The sequence below is a fragment of the Cellulomonas sp. KU4C genome (assembly GCF_056868065.1).
Map to the genome: position 1 here is coordinate 2,529,554 of NZ_CP200322.1, position 20,324 is coordinate 2,549,877.

13 protein-coding genes and 3 pseudogenes are annotated in these 20,324 nt (G+C 76.5%); 8 read left to right on the top strand and 8 right to left on the bottom strand.

Features of this window, described 5'->3' with window-relative positions; translation table 11 throughout:
* Nucleotides 1-10 precede the first annotated feature (10 nt).
* Both AC1VL8_RS12020 and AC1VL8_RS12025 read left to right on the top strand, forming a co-directional pair.
* Nucleotides 11-523, top strand: a complete 513-nt coding sequence (locus AC1VL8_RS12020) for a hypothetical protein (protein WP_483075317.1) — start codon at nt 11-13, stop codon at nt 521-523.
* Nucleotides 520-1,824 carry a glycosyltransferase gene (locus tag AC1VL8_RS12025; RefSeq protein WP_483075318.1) on the top strand — a complete coding sequence of 435 codons (1,305 nt, stop codon included), beginning with the start codon at nt 520-522 and terminating at the stop codon, nt 1,822-1,824. The genes AC1VL8_RS12020 and AC1VL8_RS12025 overlap by 4 nt, the downstream gene beginning before the upstream one ends.
* Here the strand turns inward: AC1VL8_RS12025 and AC1VL8_RS12030 are convergent.
* Genes AC1VL8_RS12030 through lexA form a run of 3 tightly spaced genes read right to left on the bottom strand, consistent with a single transcriptional unit; the run spans nt 1,748 to nt 5,773 of the window.
* Complete coding sequence (locus tag AC1VL8_RS12030; protein ID WP_483075319.1) at nt 1,748-3,880, bottom strand: F390 synthetase-related protein; 2,133 nt, start codon at nt 3,878-3,880, stop codon at nt 1,748-1,750. The two genes, AC1VL8_RS12025 and AC1VL8_RS12030, sit on opposite strands and share 77 nt — an antisense overlap.
* A gap of 2 nt (nt 3,881-3,882) precedes the next feature.
* Nucleotides 3,883-4,962 carry a 3-oxoacyl-ACP synthase III family protein gene (locus AC1VL8_RS12035; RefSeq protein WP_483075320.1) on the bottom strand — a complete coding sequence of 360 codons (1,080 nt, stop codon included), beginning with the start codon at nt 4,960-4,962 and terminating at the stop codon, nt 3,883-3,885.
* 52 nt (nt 4,963-5,014) lie between these two features.
* Nucleotides 5,015-5,773 carry a transcriptional repressor LexA gene (gene lexA, locus AC1VL8_RS12040; protein ID WP_483075321.1) on the bottom strand — a complete coding sequence of 253 codons (759 nt, stop codon included), beginning with the start codon at nt 5,771-5,773 and terminating at the stop codon, nt 5,015-5,017.
* 315 nt (nt 5,774-6,088) lie between these two features.
* Between lexA and AC1VL8_RS12045 the strand changes: the two genes are divergently transcribed.
* From AC1VL8_RS12045 to AC1VL8_RS12055, 3 genes are all read left to right on the top strand, one after another.
* Nucleotides 6,089-6,619, top strand: coding sequence for a LysM peptidoglycan-binding domain-containing protein (locus tag AC1VL8_RS12045; RefSeq protein WP_483075322.1), 531 nt, complete (start codon nt 6,089-6,091; stop codon nt 6,617-6,619).
* A 460-nt stretch (nt 6,620-7,079) separates the two neighbouring features.
* Entirely contained in the window at nt 7,080-7,583 is a 504-nt protein-coding gene (gene nrdR / locus AC1VL8_RS12050; protein WP_389227587.1) for a transcriptional regulator NrdR, read from the top strand.
* 42 nt (nt 7,584-7,625) lie between these two features.
* Complete coding sequence (locus AC1VL8_RS12055) at nt 7,626-9,551, top strand: S9 family peptidase (protein WP_483075323.1); 1,926 nt, start codon at nt 7,626-7,628, stop codon at nt 9,549-9,551.
* A 219-nt stretch (nt 9,552-9,770) separates the two neighbouring features.
* Here the strand turns inward: AC1VL8_RS12055 and AC1VL8_RS12060 are convergent.
* From AC1VL8_RS12060 to AC1VL8_RS12075, 4 genes and pseudogenes are all read right to left on the bottom strand, one after another.
* Nucleotides 9,771-11,481: pseudogene (locus AC1VL8_RS12060) on the bottom strand (AMP-binding protein).
* 88 nt (nt 11,482-11,569) lie between these two features.
* On the bottom strand, nt 11,570-12,619 hold the full coding sequence (locus AC1VL8_RS12065) for an aldo/keto reductase (RefSeq protein WP_483075324.1): 1,050 nt from the start codon (nt 12,617-12,619) through the stop codon (nt 11,570-11,572).
* 34 nt (nt 12,620-12,653) lie between these two features.
* Complete coding sequence (gene serA, locus AC1VL8_RS12070) at nt 12,654-13,850, bottom strand: phosphoglycerate dehydrogenase (protein ID WP_389227599.1); 1,197 nt, start codon at nt 13,848-13,850, stop codon at nt 12,654-12,656.
* 62 nt (nt 13,851-13,912) lie between these two features.
* Nucleotides 13,913-16,151: pseudogene (locus AC1VL8_RS12075) on the bottom strand (HelD family protein).
* Between the two features lie 233 nt (nt 16,152-16,384).
* Between AC1VL8_RS12075 and AC1VL8_RS12080 the strand changes: the two are divergent.
* The 3 genes from AC1VL8_RS12080 to AC1VL8_RS12090 all read left to right on the top strand — a co-directional run bounded on the left by AC1VL8_RS12080 (nt 16,385) and on the right by AC1VL8_RS12090 (nt 19,246).
* Nucleotides 16,385-17,320 carry a proteasome assembly chaperone family protein gene (locus AC1VL8_RS12080; protein ID WP_389227604.1) on the top strand — a complete coding sequence of 312 codons (936 nt, stop codon included), beginning with the start codon at nt 16,385-16,387 and terminating at the stop codon, nt 17,318-17,320.
* A 97-nt stretch (nt 17,321-17,417) separates the two neighbouring features.
* Nucleotides 17,418-18,728, top strand: a complete 1,311-nt coding sequence (locus AC1VL8_RS12085; RefSeq protein ID WP_389227607.1) for an MFS transporter — start codon at nt 17,418-17,420, stop codon at nt 18,726-18,728.
* 314 nt (nt 18,729-19,042) lie between these two features.
* Nucleotides 19,043-19,246: a cold-shock protein gene (locus AC1VL8_RS12090; protein ID WP_389227610.1), complete on the top strand. Its 204-nt coding sequence runs from the start codon at nt 19,043-19,045 to the stop codon at nt 19,244-19,246.
* 348 nt (nt 19,247-19,594) lie between these two features.
* Here the strand turns inward: AC1VL8_RS12090 and AC1VL8_RS12095 are convergent.
* Nucleotides 19,595-20,044: pseudogene (locus AC1VL8_RS12095) on the bottom strand (spermidine synthase); the annotation flags it as partial.
* Between the last annotated feature and the right edge of the window lie 280 nt (nt 20,045-20,324).

Here is a 20,324-nt window from a genome sequence, read left to right on the forward strand (position 1 = left end):
CCAGGACGCGGTGCTCGACGCGCTGGCCGTCGACGGGTGGGAGCCGCTGCGGCTCGGTCTGCCCTGGACCGAGGCGGCCACGACCGGGGAGTACCGCCGGGTCGCGCTCCCGCTGGCGTCTGCCCGGAACGCCGCGCAGCACGTCGCCGCCCGGCCCGGCGGCCGGTTCGCCCACCAGGTCGCGCGGCACCTGCAGCCCGTCCTCGACGGCACCGCCGACCGGCTGCTGCTGCTGTGCGGCAGCACCGGGGCGCAGCTGCTCGGCGTCGCGGCGCCGCTGGTGCGGGTCCCGGCGGGGCTCACCGTGCACGTGGTGGCGCTGGGCCCCGTGGGCGCGGCGCTGCGGCCCGGGGCCCGGTGGCACGTGAGCGTCGTGCGCGGCGAGCGCGACCGGATCAGCCGCCTCGGGTACCGGGGGCCGGTCGACGTCGTCGTCCCCGGCGGTCACCTCGACGCGGCGACCGGCCCCGCTGCGGTCGCAGCGGTGCGGGCGCTGGTACCCCGCCCGGAGGAGGTCCCGTGACCGGCCCGCGCCTGCTGCTCGCGGCCCCGCCGTTCGCGGGGCACCTCAACCCGCTGCTGACCCTCGGGCGCGGTCTGCGCGCGCGGGGCTACGACATCCGGTTCGCCACCGGCGCCGCGAAGGCCGACGCGGTGCGCGCGCACGGCTTCGAGGTCCACCCGCTGCTCGCCGACGACCCCGGCGTCTTCGACCGGATCTCCGACACCCCCGGCCCGGTCCGGTCGAACCCGCTGCTGCTGACCCGCCAGCTGCGGGCGAACCTCGCGCTGCTGCCCCGCGCCGACGCCGAGCTCGACGCCCTGGTCCGGCGGGACGGCCACGACGCCGTGCTCGCGGACTTCACCGCGCCGGTCGCGGGCCTGGTCGCCGAGCGGCACGGCCTGCCGTGGCTGACCACCATGCCGACGCCGCTGGCGCTGGAGACCCGCACCGGCACGCCGTCGTACCTCGGTGGCTGGGGCCCGGCGCGGCACGCCGGCCACCGGGCCCGCGACGCCGTCGGGCGCACCGCCACCCGCGCCGCCAAGCGCGGGATGCAGGTCGCGCTCGCCCGGCAGTTCCGCGCGGCGGGGGTGGGGGTGTACCGCCCGGACGGCTCGGAGGCGGCGTACTCGCCGACGGCGGTCCTCGGGCTGGGGATGTCCGAGCTGGAGCTGCCGCGGGACTGGCCCGCGGCGTTCCGGATGATCGGCCCGGTCACTGCGACGCCCGAGCCGTGGCCGCAGCCGCCGGTGCTGCCCGACGGCCGGCTGGTGCTGGTGACCCTCGGCACGCACCTGCACTGGGCCAAGCGGGACCTCGTCGCGCAGGCCCGGGGCCTCGTCGCCGCGGCCGGGGGTCGGACCGTGGTGGTCAGCCTCGGGGACGCCGCGCGGCGGCAGGCGCGCCCGGTGCACGTCGAGCCGGGCCTGCACGTGTTCGGCCACCTGCCCTACGACGCCGTGCTGCCGCGGTGCGACGCGGTCGTCCACCACGGCGGCGCAGGGATCCTGTACAGCGCCGTCCGCGCCGGGGTGCCCGCGGTCGTGTGCCCCCAGGACTACGACCAGTTCGACTTCGCCGCGCGGGTGGTCGCCGCGGGTGCCGGGGTCCGGGTGCGTCGCCTCGGCAGCCGCGCGGCGGCCGACGCGCTGCGGTCCGTGCTCGCCGCCGACCGCGCCCCGCTGGTCCGGCTCGCGGCCGCGGCGGCCGCGTACGACCCGGTCGGTGCGGTGGACGCGGCGGTCAGCGCCCTGCTGGCGGGCCGGCCGCTGCCGCCGGCGCCGGGACGTGCGGCTCCCGACGCACCCGCCGGAGCTTGACCAGCGGCCCGGTCGGCTCGATGCCGCCGGGCGTGATGGCCACCGGCCCGAGCCCGGCGCGGGCGACCGCGGCCACCAGGCCGTCCCGTGCGCCGGGGAACGCGTCGGCGGGCTCGACCGCGAGCGTCAGGCCGGCGGCGGCGTGCTGCACCACCCGGAAGTCCCGCACGCCGGGTGCCGCCAGCACCGCAGCCCGCACGAAGTCCGGGAACAGCGGCGCCGGGACGCCGTCGCCGCCGGGGAGCCACAGCAGGTCGTCGGCGCGGCCCAGCACCTCGTCGACGACCTGGCGCGGGTCGCCGCACGAGCACGCGTCGCCCGCGACCAGCACGTCCCCGAGGCGGCGCCGGAGCACCGCCTGGCTGGTGCGGAACAGGTCGGTCACCACGGGGACGAACCGGCGGTCGGCGGGCGGGCCCACGGGCTCCCGCTCGACCACGACCAGGTCCTCGGCCAGGTGCAGCCGCCCGTCGGTGCAGCTGATCCCGAGGAACCCCTCCGCCGCCTGGTAGACCTGGTCGACGCGCAGCCCGAACGCCGCCTCGACGGTCCGGCGGTCGTGCGGGTCGAGCACCTCGGCGACCGACAGCACGCGCCGCAGCGGCAGCCTCAACCCCGCCCGGGCGAGCAGCACCAGGACCGAGGGCGGCGCGACCAGCACCGTGGGCGCGGCGGCGACCACCTCGGCGACCAGCGCGTCCACCGGCAGCGCCAGGTCCACGAACCGGAACTGCACCCGGCCGCCGTCCACCGACTCGTACAGCGGCCCGCCGGCCCGCAGCACCAGGGTCACGCGGGCCCCCGCGAGCAGACCGTCCGGCAGCGCGCGGGCCAGCACCTCGCCGGCCCAGCGGTCCCGCTCGGCCGCGGACGTGAGGAACGCGGTCTGCTGCCCGGAGGTGCCGGACGACAGCCCGACGGACAGACCGCGCAGGGTGGTGCCGAAGTCGCGACCGCGCTCCGCGGCCCGCGCGGCCGTGACGCACTCCTCGAGACCGACGCCCCGGGTGTTCAGCCCCGCGAACCGCGCCAGCACGTCGGGCTTGTCCAGCACCGGCAGGTCGGCCAGCGTCCGGGGCGTGGTGCCCGCGTACGCGGCGTACCGGTGCGGCGCCCGGGCCAGCACGCCCCGCAGGTGCCGCTCCTGCCAGCGCTCGAGGGCGGCACGGTCGGCGAACCGGCGTCGCCGGGCGTGCGCGTAGTGCCAGAGCACCCGGGCCCGGCTCACCCGCCCAGCACCGCGCGCGCCGCCGCGATCGCGTCCTCGTCGTGGGACGGCAGCACCAGCACTCCGGTGCGCCGGCGGGCCAGGTCGTCGAGCGCGGCCAGCGTCCCGCGGTAGGCCGCCCAGTCGGCGGTGACGGCGCGCGCCACCGGGTGCGGCAAGCTCGCCGTGCGTGACGGCGCGGGTGTGCCACGCGGCGTCGCCGACCAGGACGAGGTCGGTGCCGGGTGTCCGGACCACCAGGCCGAGGTGCCCCGCGCTGTGCCCGGGCAGCGGCACGACGAGCAGCCGGCCGTCGCCCAGCAGGTCGCGCGCGCCGGTCAGCGGGTCGAGGTCCGCCGCCGCGGCCGGCGGCAGCGACACCGGGTCCACCAGCCGGTCCGGCAGGTCGTCGGGGAGCAGGGCCGGCAGGAGGCCGCGCCGCAGCCGGCCGAACCCCCGCACCCGGCGGGCGAGCGCGACCGCGCCCGGGTCGGCGACCACCCGCGCCGCCGGGAAGTCCAGCAGCCCGCCGACGTGGTCCGCGTGCAGGTGCGACAGCACGACGTACCGGACGGCAGCGGGGTCGACGCCCCGCGCCGCGAGCTGGGCGGCCGCGGACGCGTCGGGATCGACGTGCACCGGCAGCAGGCCGCCGTAGACGCGGTCGAGGCCGTGGGCCATCGCCGCGCGGACCCGCGGCGCGTACCCGGTGTCGAACAGCACGGTCCCGTCGGGGTGCTCGACGACGACCACGAGGGCGGGGAAGCGGACGGGCGCACGGCCGGCGCCGCGACGGGCGATGCCGGCGGGGTGGGTGGTCCACCCGGCGGTGAGCAGCGAGACGCGCACGGTCAGTACCTCAGGACGATCGCGGACAGGGTGAGCCCGGCACCGGTGCCGAGCAGCAGCGCGGTGTCGCCGCGCCGCAGGCGGCCCGAGGCGACGGCGTGGTGCAGCGCGGTGGGCACGGACGCGGACACCTGGTTGCCGTGGTCCGCCAGCACGTCGACCACGGCGTCGGCGCGGACCCCGGTGCGCTCGCGCAGGTAGCGCAGCCCGACGCCGCTCGCCTGGTGCGGGACCAGGACGTCGACGTCCTGCGGCGTGATGCCGGCCCGGTGCTCGACGTCGCGCAGGAACGCCGGCACGGTGCGGGCCACGTGCCGCAGCAGCACGGCGCCGTCCATCCGGAACAGGTACGCCGACGGGTCCGGGGGCGGGTCCATCGCGTTCCACCGGGTGCCGCCCGCCTCGATCCGGCACGCCCGCCAGGCCTCGGGCCAGGTCGCCGAGCGCGCGGCGAGCACCGCCGAGGACTCGCCCGGCGCCGCGGGGCCCAGGACGACGGCCGCGGCCCCGTCGCCGAACAGGGCACTGCTCTCCGGCTCGGTGTGGTCCAGGCCGCGGGACGCGAGCTCGGTCGCCACGACGGCCACCCGGCGCCACCGGCCGGTCGCGATGCCCGACGCCGCGATGCCGAACGCGGTCAGGAACCCCACGCAGGACGCGTTCACGTCGAACGCCTCGCACGCGCCGCCGGGCGCCTCCAGGGCCGCGAGCGTGAGCACGGCGGTGGTCGGCATCGGCTGCTCGGGCGCGACCGCGGACACGATCAGGGCGTCCAGGTCCGCGACGTCCAGCCCGGCGGCGGCCAGTGCGGCGGCGACCGCGGACGCCGCCATCCGCGAGGACGTCTCGCCCGGGCCGGCCCACCGGCGGGACGTCACGCCGGACCGGGCGGCGGAGGTGCCGGGCGCGCGGCCGAACCGCTCGTCGAGCTCCGCGGACGTGACCACGACCGCGGGCTCGTGCACGCCGGTGCCCAGCACGCGCACCGGCTGCGGCGGGGCGACGGGCCCCGACGCGTCGGACGCGTGGCCGGCGGGCGGGGTCTGGTCGGCGGGGGTCGGCACGTCGGCCCGGTGGGTCATGCGCGCCAGGATGGCACGACCGACGGGCCGCCCCGCACCACGCCGTGGCCGGTCAGAGGCTGCGCAGCACCGAGACGACGCGGCCGAGCACCTGCGCGTGGTCGCCGTCGATGGGGGAGTACGCGGGGTTCTGCGGCATGAGCCAGACGTGGCCGTCCGTGCGGCGGAGCGTCTTGACCGTGGCCTCGCCGTCGAGCATCGCGGCGACGATCTCCCCGTTCTCGGCGACCGGCTGGCGTCGGACGACCACCCAGTCCCCGTCGCAGATGGCCGCGTCGACCATCGAGTCGCCGACGACCTTGAGCAGGAACAGCTCGCCGGATCCCACGAGCTGCCGCGGCAGCGGGAACACGTCCTCCACGAGCTGCTCCGCGAGGATCGGCCCGCCGGCGGCGATCCGGCCGACGACCGGGACGTACGCGGCCTCGGGCGCCCCGTCGCGCGCCGCGCTGTCCTCGTCGCCGAGCCCGCCGGCGCCGGTCGCCCGGAGACCGGGCGCGCCGGGCAGGGCGGCGACGCCCCGGGAGTCGTCGGGCTGCACGACCTCGATCGCGCGCGGCCGGTTCGGGTCGCGGCGCAGGTAGCCCTTGCGCTCGAGCGCGGTGAGCTGGTGCTTGACGCTCGACGGGCTGGTCAGCCCGACCGCGTCGCCGATCTCGCGCATGCTCGGCGGGTAGCCGCGGCTCTCCACGGAGGCGCGCACGGTCTCGAGCACGAGCCGCTGGCGCGGCGTGAGGCCGTCGCCCCCGCCGAGCTCCGCGACGCCGCCGTCCTCGGCCGGCGCCGTGGCGCCCGCTGCCTCGCTCGTCATGTCCGCTCCCGTCCTCGCGACGCCGGTGCCCGCCGCACCCGTCCGTCGTGCTCCGCACCCGAGGCGGTCCGTGCTGGTCACGACGCTGCCGGGCGGTCGTGTCAGTGCCTCGTGGTGCGCTTCTCCCGACGTCACGAGAGTAGGGCGCCCGGGCGGGTGGATCAAACACCTGTTCGATCGTGTCTCGACATCCCACCCGGGGTGTGGTTCAGTTTCGTACAGACGTTCGAACGAACAGGTGTTCGACCCGGTGTCGGGCGCGGTGCAGCACAGCAGATCGAGGTCGCGTCGCGGCCCAGGAGGGAAGTGGTGGGGATGAGCGCCATCGCAGCGCAGCCGTGGACCACGGCGCAGCCCGTCGTGCGGACCGCGTCGACGGGAGCGCGGGCGGTCGTCACGAGGCCCGCGGTCTCGGGTCGGCCGGGCGCCTCGGGTCGGTCGGGCGCGCGTCCGGTGCGGCACCTCGCGGTCGTCCCGGACGTGACCTCGCTCCCGGAGCGCCCGCGGTCCGCGCGGCCCCGGCCCGTGCGTCCCGTGGTGACGCCGGCTGCGCCCGCACCGCTGCGACTGACCCGTCGTGGGCGCGCGGTGCTCGTGGTGCTCGGGCTGCTGGTGGTCGCGGGCGGCGTGCTCGGCGGCCAGGCGGTCGCCGACGGTCCGGAGCGCGCGGTCGAGGTCGTCACGCACGCGGTGCAGTCGGGGGAGACGCTGTGGCAGATCGCCGCGGCCGTGGCCGCGCCGGGCGAGGACGTCCGCGACGTCGTCGCGGAGCTGCAGGAGCTCAACGGGCTCGCCGACGGCTCGCTCACCGCCGGTCAGGTGCTGCTGCTCCCGGCCGAGTCCTGACGGCGCATCGGGCTCGGCCTGGACGCCCAGGTCACCACCCGAAACACCGCGGGTGGATTACGTGAGCAGGTGCTTGCGTAATTGTCGCGGGCGCCCCTAGGGTGGTGCCACCTCGAACGGCTGGCTGGGGGGCTCGCCGCGAGGGACGCGTCGTCGTCGTGGCCCTCGGGTCCGGCGCAGAGGCGTGCAGCAACCGTCCGGACGAGGCGAGTCGTCCGGACGAGACGGGACGGGGGCGTCCCCACGAGGGTGGCCGCGCACGCGGCCACCCTCGTCGTCGTCCCGGGGTGTCTGGCGCGTCTCAAGGCGTCCGGGGCTCCTGACCAGCGCCTCCGTGCCCGGCCGAACCCGTGTTGCACCGGCTGGCGCGCGGGTCCTACGGTGTCCCGGGCGTCCGGACCGGCGCGGCGCAGCCGCCACCCGCCGACCGCGCCGCCCACGCACCGTCAGGAGGCACCCCGTGCACTGCCCGTTCTGCCGTCATGCCGACTCCCGCGTCGTGGACTCCCGCACGTCCGACGACGGGCTCTCGATCCGCCGACGCCGGCAGTGCCCCCAGTGCAACCGCCGGTTCACCACGATCGAGACCGCGAGCCTGTCGGTGGTCAAGCGCTCCGGCGCCACCGAGCCGTTCAGCCGCGAGAAGATCGTCAACGGCGTCCGCAAGGCCTGCCAGGGTCGCCCGGTCAGCGAGGACGACCTCGCGCTGCTCGCCCAGCGCGTCGAGGAGACGCTGCGCGCGAGCGGCAGCGCGGAGCTCGACGGCTCGGAGATCGGGCTGGCCATCCTCGGGCCGCTGCGCGACCTGGACGAGGTCGCGTACCTGCGGTTCGCGAGCGTCTACCAGGCGTTCAGCTCGCTCGACGACTTCGAGGCGGCCATCACGGTCCTGCGCGCCGAGAACGAGGAGGCCGACGCCGCGCGCCGGGCCGCCGCCGAGGCCCCGGCGGTCCCGGGCGCCTGAGGTCGCGCCCCGCGGGCGCGCGCGTCGTACTACGGTCGACGGGTGATCCCCGCTGACCTGTCGCTCCTGCACGCACCCGGCACCCCCGCGCTGGCGCCCGACGGCTCGTTCGTCGTCGTGGCCCGCACCGCGCCCGACCTCGAGTCCGACGAGTACACCGGCCAGCTCTGGCGGGTGCCCACCGACGGCTCCGCGCCGCCGGTCCGGCTGACCCGCGGGCACCGGGACACCGACCCGCGGGTGTCGCCCGACGGCCGGTGGGTCGCGTTCCTGCGCGCCGAGCCGAAGGGTCGGCCCCAGCTCCACCTGGTCGAGTCCGCGGGCGGCGAGCCCGTGCGGCTCACCGACGCCCCCCTCGGGGCCGGCCCGGCGCGCTGGTCGCCCGACGGCTCCGCGCTCGCGTTCCTGGCCCGGGTCCCGGAGGAGGGACGGTACGGCGAGGACGCGTCCGCCGAGCGCCCCCGCCACATCACCGAGCTGCCCTATCGGGGCGACGGCGTCGGGTTCACGCGGGACAAGCGCCGCCGGCTGTTCGTCGTGGACGTCCCGGCCGACCCGGCCGCGCGCACCGTCGTGCCGGAGGGCGAGGACGCCACGCCGACCGCGCGGGAGGTGACCTCGGGCGACGTCGACGTGGAGCAGATCGCCTGGCTGCCGGGAGGCCGGTACGTCGTGGCGGTCGCCGCCCGGCACGCCGCGCGCGACAGCGACCTGCGGACCGACGCCGTGGTCGTGGACACCGCGCCCGGCGCGGACCACGCCCTGCGTCCGCTGACCGACGCCGACGCGGGCAGCACGCTCGCCGTCGCCGCGGCGCTGCCCGCCCGTGACGGGTCCGCCGTCTGGCTGCTCGCCCAGGACATGGGGGAGTCGGGCCGCGACTTCGTCGCCCGGCAGACGGGGCTCTACCGCCTCGCCCTCCGCACCGGGTCGGCGGGTCCCGAGGCCGCTGCGGCACCGGAGCGGCTGACGGACGCGGAGGCGGTCGACCTCGACCCGGGGACGTTCGCCGTGACCGCCGACGGGGTGCTCGTCGGCGTGCAGGAGCGCGGGACCGTCGTGCTCCGCGAGGTCGCGACCGACGGCACCGTCCGCGACCTGGTGACGGGCGCGGTCGTCGCGCACGGCGTCGACGCCGCGACCGGCGCCCCGCTGGCTGCCGCGACCGTCGCGGGTCCCACGACCGCCGGCGACGTGCACGTCGTCGACCTCGGCACCGGCGCGACGCGCGTGCTCACTGACTGGTCGGCGCCGCTGCGCGCGACCGGGCGGGTCCGCGAGCCCCGCGAGGTCACGGCGACGGCCCCCGACGGCTACCCGGTGCACGGCTGGGTGGTGACGCCCGACCCGGAGCGGTACCCGGGCCCGCACCCGACGCTGCTGATGATCCACGGCGGCCCGTACGCGCAGTACACGGTGGCCCTGTTCGACGAGGTGCAGACGCTCGCCGAGGCCGGCTACGCCGTGGTCTACGGCAACCCGCGCGGCTCCGCCGGCTACGGGTCGGCGCACGGGTCGGCGATCCGGCACGCCTTCGGCACCGTCGACACGGACGACGTGCTCGCGCTGCTCGACGCCGCGCTGGAGGACCCGGCGCTCGACGGCGAGCGGGTGGGCGTCCTCGGCGGCTCGTACGGCGGCTACCTGACCGCGTGGCTGACCACCCGGACCGACCGGTTCCGCGGGGCGGTCGTGGAGCGGGGCTTCCTCGACCCGGTGAGCTTCGTCGGGTCGAGCGACATCGGCTGGTTCTTCGGGCTCGAGTACCTGGGGGACGGCGACGACGAGGCGTCCCGGGCGGCCGTCGCCGCGCAGTCGCCGATGGCGCACGTCGCCCGCGTCACCACGCCGACGCTGGTGATCCACTCGGAGCAGGACTGGCGGTGCCCGGTCGAGCAGGGCCAGCGCTGGTTCGTCGAGCTCAAGCGCCGTGGTGTCCCCGCGGAGCTTGCTGCTGTTCCCGGGTGAGGGCCACGCCTCACCCGCTCGGGCCGCCCGCAGCACCGGCTCGTGCGCTTCGAGCACGTCCTGTCCTGGTGGGACCGCATCCTCCCGGTCCCCGCGTCCTGACCCACCGCGAGGGCGCAGCCGGCACCGCGAGGGCGCCACGGACACCACGAGGGCGCAACCCGGGGGTTGCGCCCTCGTGGTGTCGCGTACGCCCTCGCGGGCCGCGAGGCTTCCGGGTCAGGAGGGGCGGATCAGGCGGCGGGCCGCCGCCATGAGGTCGTCGCGGACGACCCGGCGCAGGACCTTGCCGATCTGGGAGCGCGGGAGCCTCCTCGAGGATGACGATCTCGCGGGGGACGGCGTAGCGGGCCAGCCGCTCGCTGCACCACTCGCGCATCGCGGCGATGTCGACGTGTGCGCCGATCTCGGTCACGATCGCGGCGACGACCTTCTCCCCGAGGTCGCCGCCGGGCAGGCCGACGACCGCGACCTCGCGGACGCCGGGCATGTCCCGGAGCTTGTCCTCGACCTGCGACGGGTAGACCTTGAACCCGCCGGTGACGATCATCTCCTTGATCCGGTCCACCAGGACGACGAACCCGGTCTCGTCGACGCGGACGACGTCGCCGGTGCGCAGCCAGCCGTCCTCGAGCAGCTGCTCGGCGGTCTCCTCGGGTCGGCCCCAGTAGCCCGCGAACACCTGCGGGCCGCGGATCAGGAGCTCGCCCTGCTCGCCGGGGGCGACCTCGCGGGTCGGGTCCTCCTGGTCGACCACGCGGATGTCGGTGCTCGGGAACGGCAGCCCGAGCGCGCCGGGGCGCCGGTCCGCGGACAGCGGGCTGCCGAGCGCGACGGGCGAGGTCTCGGTCATGCCGTAGCCCTCGATGACGAGACCGCCGGTGAGGGTCTCCCAGCGCTGCGCGGTCGCGGGGGACAGCGACATCGCGCCGGAGATCGCGTACCGGAACGAGCTGAGGTCGGCGTGCTTGGCCTCGGCGGCGGCGGCGAGCCGGTCGAGCATCGGCGGGACCGCGGGCAAGAAGGTGCCGGGGCGCCGGCGCTGCGCGGCGAGGACCGCGGCCGGGTCGAACTTCGGGAACGCGACGAGCGTCGCGCCGACCCGGGTCGCGTAGGTCAGGCACAGCGTGAGGCCGAACGCGTGGAAGAACGGCAGCACGCCGTAGATCGTCTCGGTGCCGGGCTCGGCCTGGGTCCACGCCTGGCCCTGCACCGCGTTCGCGACGAGGTTCCGGTGCGTGAGCACGGCGGCCTTCGGCGTGCCGGTGGTGCCGCCGGTGTACTGCAGCAGCGCGACGTCGGAGCTCACCGGCTGCGGGTGGTCGGCGGGCAGCGGGGCGGCGTCGGCCACCAGGCGGTGCCAGACGGGCGTGCCGGCGGGCAGCGGCGAGCGCAGGGCGGCGCGGGTGGCCCGGGCGGACCGCACCGGCAGCCGCAGCGCGAGGCGCTTGACGGCCGGCAGGTCGGCGGACACGTCGACCGCGACGACGGTGCGCACGTCGGTCGTGGCCTGCGACTCGAGCGCGGCGGCGACGGCCTTCTCCCAGACGAGGGCGACCGTCGAGCCGGAGTCCGCGAGCTGGTGGCCGAGCTCGGCGGCGGTGTACGTCGGGTTGTGCTCGACGACGACCGCACCGAGCCGCAGCGCGGCGTAGAACGCCACCATGTGCGAGGTGCAGTTCGGCAGGGCGATGGCGACGCGGTCGCCGGCGCGGACCCCGAGGTCGCGCAGCACGGTCGCCCCGCGGGACACGGCGTCGGCCAGCTCGGCGTACGTCGTGGCGGCGCCGAGGAAGTCGACGGCGACCCGGTCCGGCCAGGACGCGGCGGCGCGGTCGAGGGCGGCGGTCAGCGGCTCGTCGGGCACGTCGGCCTCGGCGGGGACGCCGGGGGCGTACGACGCGTGCCAGGGACGAGAGAAGTCGGTCACGGTGTCACCGTAACCTACGGATGCGTAGGTTACGTGTGCGTAGCACGCGTCGGGCGGGGAGGCACGGCGGTCGGGGTCCGGCGCGACCTCACAGGTCGGAGGACCGCGACCCCCACAGGTTGATCCCGCCGTCGACGGCGTGCCGGTCGATCTCCGCGAGCTCCGCGTCGGTCAGCGGGGCGGCCCGGACCGCCGCCAGGTTCTCCTCGAGCTGCGCGGCGGTCCGCGCGCCGAGCGCCACCGACGTCACCCGCGGGTCGCGCAGCACCCAGGAGATCGCGAGCTGAGCGAGCGTCTGCCCGCGCCCGTCGGCGACCTCGGCGAGCGCCCGCACCCGCGCGAGGTTCTCCTCGCTCAGGTACTCCGGCCGCAGCGGACCTCCCTGCGCGGCCCGCGAGTCCGCGGGGACGCCGTCGAGGTACTTGCGGGTCAGCAGCCCCTGGGCGAGCGGCGAGAACGCGACCACGCCCATCCCGGCCTCGCCGGCGACGTCGAGCAGGCTGCGGCCGCCCGCGTCGGCGTCCGGCTGCTCCACCCAGCGGTTCAGCATCGAGTACGAGGGCTGGTGCAGGGTCAGCGGCAGGCCCATCGACGCGGCGACGGCCAGCGCCTCGCGCGTCCGGGACGCCGAGTACGACGAGATGCCCGCGTACCGCGCACGCCCGGACTCGACGGCGGTCCGCAGCGCGCCGATCGTCTCCTCCAGCGGCGTGCTCGGGTCGAACCGGTGGCTGTAGAACACGTCGACGTGGTCGACGCCGAGCCGGCGCAGCGACTGGTCGAGCGACGCGAGCAGGTACTTGCGCGACCCGAACTCGCCGTAGGGGCCGGGCCACTGCCGGTAGCCGGCCTTCGTCGCGATCAGGAGCTCGTCGCGGTAGGGCGCCAGGTCGGTGGCCAGCAGCCGGCCGACGCTCTCCTCGGCCGCACCCGGGGGCGGCCCGTAGTTGTTCGCGAGGTCCAGGTGCACGACGCCGAGGTCGACGGCGCGCAGCACGAGGGCGCGCTGGTCGGCGAACGGCGTGGCGTCGCCGAAGTTCTGCCACAGGCCCAGCGTGGCCGCGGGCAGGTCCAGCCCGGAGCGGCCCGCGCGGCGCAGGGGGAGTCGGTCGTGGCGGTCGGCGTCGGCGAGGTGCACGACCCCGACCGTACCGGCCGGGCGACCGCAGGGGTCAGGACACCACGCGCAGGCGGATCGTCTCCGGGCGGGCGCGCAGCGCCTCGACGACCTCGCGCTCGACGGCGACGGCGTCGGTCACCACGTAGCCGACCTCGCCGCGGGTCGCGAGCAGCTGGCCCTCGATGTTCGCGCCGTGCTCGGCGAGCGTGGCGTTGACCGCGGCGAGCACGCCGGGGACGTTGCGGTGCAGGTACGCGAGCCGGTGCACGCCCTCGCGGCGCTCGAGCGTGAGGTTCGGCAGGTTGACGCTGAGCATCGTCGTGCCGGTGGCGAGGTAGTCGCGCAGCTTGTTCGACACGAACTGCCCGATGGCCTCCTGCGCCTCCTCCGTCGACCCGCCGGTGTGCGGCGTGAGGATGACGTTCGGCAGCCCGCGCAGCTCGGAGTCGAACGGGTCGCCCTTGCGCTTGGGCTCGACGGGGAACACGTCCACCGCGGCGCCGGCCACGTGGCCCGCGAGCACCGCGTCGCGCAGGGCCGCGTAGTCCACGACGAACCCGCGGGACAGGTTGAGGAAGATCGCGCCCTCGCGCATCCGGGCGAACTGCTTGGCGCCGAACAGGCCGGCGTTGCCGCTGCGGCCGTCGACGTGCAGCGTCACGATGTCCGCGACGTCGAGCAGCTCGTCCAGGGTCTCCGCACGGCGCGCGTTGCCGAGCGCCAGCTTCTCGGCGGTGTCGTAGAACACCACGGACATGCCGAGGTTCTCCGCGAGCACCGACAGCTGGGTGCCGATGTTGCCGTACCCGACGATGCCGAGCGTGCGACCGCGGACCTCGTGGGCGCCGTCGGCGGACTTGTTCCACACGCCGTCGTGCATCGACCGGTCGAGCACCGTGAGCCGGCGGGTCAGCGCGATGATGTCGGCCAGCGCGATCTCCACCACCGAGCGGGTGTTCGAGAACGGCGCGTTGAACACCGCGACGCCCCGGGACGCCGCCGCGTGCAGGTCCACCTGGTTGGTGCCGATGCAGTACGCGCCGATCGCGACCAGGTCGGTGGCGGCGTCGAGCACGGCCTCGGTGACCTGGGTCTTGGAGCGGATGCCCAGCAGGTGCACCCCCTGGAGGGCCTCGGCGAGCTCGGACTCGTCGAGCGCGCCGGAGCGCGTGACGACCTCGTAGCCGGCCGCCTCCAGGATGGAGCGGGCCTGAGGATGCAGGTTCTCGAGCAGCAGGGCGCGTAGCACGCCCCTATGGTGCGCCGGAACCGCCCGGGCTCCAAGCCGGTCCCGGTCCTCGGACACCCGGGTCAGGCGTCGCCGTCCCAGCCGGCGGGCAGGGGCCGGGCGTGCACGACGTGCAGCGCCTGCGTCGGCCGGGTCATCGCGACGTACAGGTCGCCGGCGCCGCCCTTGAGGACGTCCGCGGGCTCGACCAGGACCACCGCGTCGAACTCCAGGCCCTTGCTCTGCGTCGGCGTCATGAGCGTCAGCGGGGCGTCGAGGTCCGGCAGGCCGGTCCGGGTCGACCCGGCGCCCGGCAGCACCGCGGCCAGCGTCGGGAGCAGCTCCGGCGGGGCGATGACCGCCACCCGGCCCGCGCCGCTCGCGTCCCGGACCGCCGCGAGCGCCTCGGCCGCGTGCCGGGCCGTGGCGGCGGGGACGTCCGCGGCGTCCACGTGCTCGGTGCGCAGGGCGTCCTCGACGTCGCGGGCGGACGTGGTCGGCGTCAGGGGCAGGCCCGCGGCGCGCCCGACCCGCTCCGCGGTCCGTGCGACGGACGCGGGCGTCCGGTAGTTGACCGTCAGCTCCGCGAGCCGCCAGCCGCCCTGCAGGAACCGGTCGAACGTGGTCGCCCAGCGCCGGGTCCCCGCCGTCGTCGACGTCTGCGCGACGTCGCCCACCACGGTCAGCGACCGCGTCGGCACGCGGCGCAGCACCATCCGCCACGCCATCGGCGACAGCTCCTGGGCCTCGTCGACCACCACGTGCCCGTAGGTCCAGGTCCGGTCGGCCGCGGCGCGCTCCGCCGTGGTCAGCGCGGGCCCGGTCGAGGCGAACCGGTCGGCCAGCAGCTCGGCGGACACCAGCCCGCCGCCCGACTGCTCGAGCACCTGGCGGGCGTAGTCGACCTCGGCGGTGCGCTGCGCGGCGTCCTGCTTCGCCTGCGCGCGCGCGGCCTGGTCGTCCTCGCCCAGCAGCTCCGCGGCCTCGTCCAGCAGCGGCACGTCGGCCTCGGTCCACGGCGCGTCCGCGGCCCGCAGCAGCGCGGCGCGCTCGTGCGCCGAGAAGCTCCGGCGCCGCGGCGTCCAGGCGGGCGGGCCGCGACAGCAGGCCCGAGATCAGGCCCTGCGGGGTCAGCGGCATCCACGCGAGGTTGAGCGCGATCCGGATCTCGCGGGTGGTCCGCAGCTCCTCGATGATCTCGCCGCGCTCGTCGGGCGCGACCGACCAGCCGAGCTGGTCGACGTACTGCTGCGCGAGCCGGCCGAGCATGTCCCGGACGAACGTGACGCGGGCCTGGTTGTGCGGCCGGTGGCCGCGGCGGGCGTGCGCGATCGCGGACCGCACGTCGTTCGGGCGCACGACGATCGTGTGCCCGTCGATCTTCACGGTCGTCGGCTGCTCCGGGGCGCGCTGCCGCTGCCGCACGGCGCGCTCGACGATCCGCTTCCACACCGTGCGGCCCTTGATCTCCGCGACCGCGTCGGGCTCGGTGCCCGTCGCGACCAGGCCCGGGAACAGCTCGCCGACCGTGGTCGACACGACGCCCGTCTCACCCAGGGAGGGCAGCACCTGGTCGATGTACCGCAGGAACGTGCGGCTCGGCCCGAGCAGCAGGACGCCCGAGCGCTCCAGCACGCGCCGGTGGTTGTACAGGAGGTAGGCGGCGCGGTGCAGCGCGACGGCCGTCTTGCCGGTGCCCGGACCGCCCTGGACCACGAGGGCCCCGGCGAGGTCAGCGCGGATGATCGCGTCCTGCTCCGCCTGGATGGTCGCGACGATGTCACCCATCCGGCCGGTGCGCCGGGCCGCCAGCGCCGCGAGCAGCGCACCCTCGCCGGACAGGGCGCCCAGCCGGTCGGCGGCCTCGGGGTCGGCGAGCACGTCGAGGTCGAGCACCTCGTCCTCGAGCCCGGTGACGCGACGGCCCCGGGTCACCAGGTGCCGGCGCTGCACGACGCCGTCGGGGTGGGCCGCGGTCGCCCGGTAGAACGCCTGCGCCGCGGGTGCGCGCCAGTCGGTGAGGATCGACGCGTGCTCGTCGTCGTTCAGGCCGATGCGGCCGATGTAGCGACGGCCCTCGTCCAGCAGGTCCAGCCGGCCGAACGCCAGCCGGTCCTCGACGGCCTCGAGCCGTGCCAGGCGGTCCTCGTACAGCGTCGCGAACGCGTCGCGCTCCGACCGGTTCTGCGGCGAGCCCGACGGCCCGACCCGGCGGACCTCCGCCAGACGCTCCCGGGTCCCCGCCCGCAGCTCGTCGAGCCGGGCGTACAGCCGGTCCACGACCTCCTGCTCGGCCGCCAGCTGAGCCTCGATCCCCGTCACGCGTGCTCCCCGTCGGTCGTCCCCGCGGCGCCCCGCGCCGCACCAGCCCGCGCGTCGACCAGGTGGTCACCCGGCGCGAGCGGCCAACCATCATCCCCCATCCGCGGGGCGTCGTGCCACGCCCCGTCGGCCACCGGGACCCGGGGCCGGGAACACCGGGGCGACGGGAGGTGTTCTTGCTGGCGGAACGCCGTCCGGCACGGGCGGCGAGCACGTCGTCACGAGGAGGACCCATGCTCGATCCGAGCGAGATCTACGACGTCGACCCGGCGGTCGCCGCCGAGGTCGAGGCACGGACCGCGGGTGGCAGCGGGCCGGTGCTGGTGCACGCGGTGCGCGGGTTCGTCGACGCCGGCGGAGCCGGACGCCTGGCCAGCGAGCACCTGACCGAGCAGCTCGGCGGCGAGCGGCTCGCGACGTTCGACGTCGACCAGCTGCTCGACTACCGGTCCCGGCGCCCGACCGTGACCTTCGAGTCCGACCACTGGGGCGAGTACGACGAGCCGGTCCTCGCGATCGACCTCGTGCGCGACACCGCCGGGGTGCCGTTCCTGCTGCTGCACGGCGTCGAGCCCGACGTCCAGTGGGAGCGGTTCGCGGCCGCGGTGCGCCAGATCGTCGAGCGGTTCGACGTGCCGCTGACGGTCGGCATGCACGGCATCCCCATGGGCATCCCGCACACCCGCCCGCTGTCGGTGACCGCCCACGCCAACCGGCCCGAGCTGGTGGCGGACTACACGTCCTGGTTCGGCAGCGTGCAGGTCCCCGCGGACGCCGGGTCGCTGCTGGAGATCCGGCTCGGCCAGTCCGGGCACGACGCGATGGGCTTCGCCGTCCACGTCCCGCACTACCTCGCGCAGTCGCCGTACCCGCAGGCCAGCATCACCGGCCTGGAGCACGTGCAGCGCGCCGCGGGCCTTGAGCTCGACCTCGGGGCGCTCACCGCCGCCGCGGAGGAGACGCTCCTCGAGGTGACCCGGCAGGTCGACGACTCGCCCGAGGTCGCGACCGTCGTGCAGGCCCTCGAGCAGCAGTACGACGCGTTCAGCCGGAACATCGGGCGCCCGAGCCTGCTCGCCGAGACCGCGGACATCCCGACGGCCGACGAGCTGGGCGAGGAGTTCGAGCGGTTCCTCGCCGAGCAGCGCGGGGACGCCGGCGGGGCCTGACCCCCGCACGCCGTCCGACGACGGGGCGGCGCCGGGCCGTGGGTAGGTGCCCCCACCCGGCGTCGCCCCGTCGTGCGGCACGGCAGAATGTCTGCACGTGACCACCGACCGCCGCGCCCTGCTCGTCTGGGGCGTCGGCGTCGCCGCCTACGTCGTCGCGATCCTCAACCGGTCGTCGTTCGGCGTCGCGACCCTCGAGGTCTCCGCGCTGTTCGGGGTGTCGTCCGCGGCGCTCGCGGCCGTCGCCGTCGCCCAGCTCGTCGTCTACGCGCTCCTCCAGGTGCCCGTCGGGGTGCTGCTGGACCGGTACGGCCCGCGCGTGCTGATCGCCACCGGCGCCGCCGTGATGGCGCTCGGGCAGCTCGTGCTCGCGCTCGCCCCGTCCGCGGTCTGGGTGCTGGCGGGCAGGGTGCTGGTCGGCGCCGGCGACGCCCTGACGTTCGTCTCCGCGGTGCGCCTCGTCCCCGCGTGGTTCGCCGCCCGCCGGGTCCCCGTGATGACCCAGCTCACCGGCAGCATCGGGCAGGTCGGCCAGGTGCTGTCCGCCGTCCCCGTGGTGGCGCTGCTGCACGCCGAGGGGTGGCGCACCACGTTCCTGTGCGTCGCGGCGCTCGGCGTGCTCGCCGCGGTGCTCGTGCTCGCGGTGGTCCGCGACTCCCCGGAGGCCGTCGCGCGGACCCGGGCCGACCGCGACGAGGCGGTCGCGCGTGGGGGCGGCCTGCTGCGTCGGCGGTGGCGCCCTGCGCCCGCCCGGGCCGCTCGCGAGCCCGGGGCGCTGCGCGCGGTCCTGCGCGACCCGGGCGCGCGCCTCGGGTTCTGGATGCACTTCTCCGGGCAGTTCTCGAACCACGTCGTCGTGCTGCTGTGGGGGTACGCGTTCCTCGTCGAGGGGCAGGGCCGCACCGCGGGGGAGGCGAGCGCGCTCCTCACGCTGAACGTCGTCGCGGCCGTGGTCTCCGGCCCGCTCATCGGCCTGGTCGTCGGCCGGCACCCGCGCGCGCGGATGCCGCTGGCGCTGGGCACCTCGGTGGCCATCGCGCTGGGCTGGCTCGCGGTCGCGGTGCCGCGGGACCCCGTGCCGCTCGCGGTGCTGGCCGCGTTCATCGTGGTGATCGGCGTCGGCGGGCCCACCTCCCTGATCGCGTTCGACGTCGCCCGGTCCTGCACGCCGCCCGCGCGGCTCGGCACCGCCACCGGGTTCGTCAACACCGGCGGCTTCGTGGGGGCGCTGGTGACGATGCTCGTGCTGGGCGTGGTGCTCGACCGGGTCGCCGGCGACGGGGTGCGGGACCTCGACGCGTTCCGGACCGCGTTCGCGTGGGTCGCGGTGCCCTGGGTGCTCGGCGTCGCGGGGATGCTGCTCGGCCGGCGCAGCGCCCGACGCGCCCACCCGGGGCTCGCGGTCTGACCGCCGCGCGGGGCCTCCCGACCGGTTGGTCGGTGTGGTCGTCCTGTGATCGCGCCGTGACCGGATCGTTGTCAACGGTGCCGAGGGAGCCCGGCAGAACCGTGGCGTCGGGATGACCTGCGTGAGAGTATCGACCCGTTGCAGTGACGTACTGACGCTTGACCGGCGCCGGTCGGGCAGCCCTCGCGGGCGGCTCGCCGACACCTTCCAGCCATCCGGCTGGTGCACCCGGTGCAGGACGCGGGATAGGCATTGCGGCACGGTACGGGGCACGAGGTCCCGTTCCGTCACCGGATGGACAGAAGGACAAGAACATGGCACAGGGTGCTGTCAAGTGGTTCAACGCCGAGAAGGGCTTCGGCTTCATCGCTCAGGACGGCGGCGGCGCTGACGTCTTCGTGCACTACTCCGCGATCGACTCCTCGGGCTACCGCAGCCTCGACGAGGGCCAGCGCGTGGAGTTCGAGATCACGCAGGGCCCGAAGGGCCCGCAGGCCGAGCAGGTCCGCCCGCTCTGATCTCAGGAGCCTCCCGCTCGCGCGGGTGAGTCTCGCGACGAGGCCGTACCCCCACGGGGGTGCGGCCTCGTCCGCGTCCCGGGCCCTACGGCTCCTGGCGCTCCGGGTCGCCGGGCCCGAGCTTCTGGCTCGCCGGACCCGAGCTCCGGTGCGACGTCCCGGATCGGAGCCGCGCGGCCCACGAACGCCGCGAGCTTCCCCGTCGCCCACCAGCCTGGCCGGCACCGGCAGGGACCGCAGGTCACGGGCCAGCCCCGCGTCGCCCAGCAGGTCGGGGTCGTCGGTCCCGACCACGACGATGTTCCCGTAGCGGCGGCCCTTGAGGAGCGCCGGCTCGGCGATCACCGCGACGTGCCGGAACACCGCGGCCGCCGTCGCCGCCTCGGCCCGGGCGAGCGCCAGCGGCGGCCGGTCGGCGCAGTTCGCGAGGTAGACCCCGCCCGGGCGCAGCACGCGGGCCGCGTCCCGCACGAACTCCTCCGTCGTGAGGTGCGGCGGCGTGCGGTCCCCGGCGAACACGTCGCGGACGACCGCGTCGGTGCTCGCGTCGGGCAGCGTCGCCAGCTCGGCGCGCGCCTCGCCGGCCCGCAGGCGCAGCGCGGGGGAGCGCGGCAGGTCGAACCAGGTCCGCACCAGCCGGACCAGCTCCCCGTCGAGGTCGACGGCCACCTGCCGCGCGCCGGGGAACCGCGCGTGCGCCCACCGGGCCATCGCGCAGCCCGCGGCACCGAGGTGCACCAGGCGCACCGGACCGTCACCGGCGGGCAGGTGGTCCAGCACGGCCGCCATCTGCTGCATGTACTCGAAGTCGAGCCGCTCCGGGTCGGCGAGGTCGAGGTGGAGCTCGGCACGCCGTTCACGAGCAGGGTGACGGCGTCGGGGTCGTCGGGGGACCGCTGCACCTCGGCGGTGCCGGTCGCGATCGGCACGGGCCCGTCGGGCCACCGGTCGGCGGGCGGACCGCCGCGGGAGCCGCGTGTCGGTGGTCGGTGCGAGGCTGCACCGGGTCGGGCCGAGCGGTCGGACTTCTTCGATCCGGAACGGTCGCGGGACGCCACCCCTGCACGGTACGGGTTGA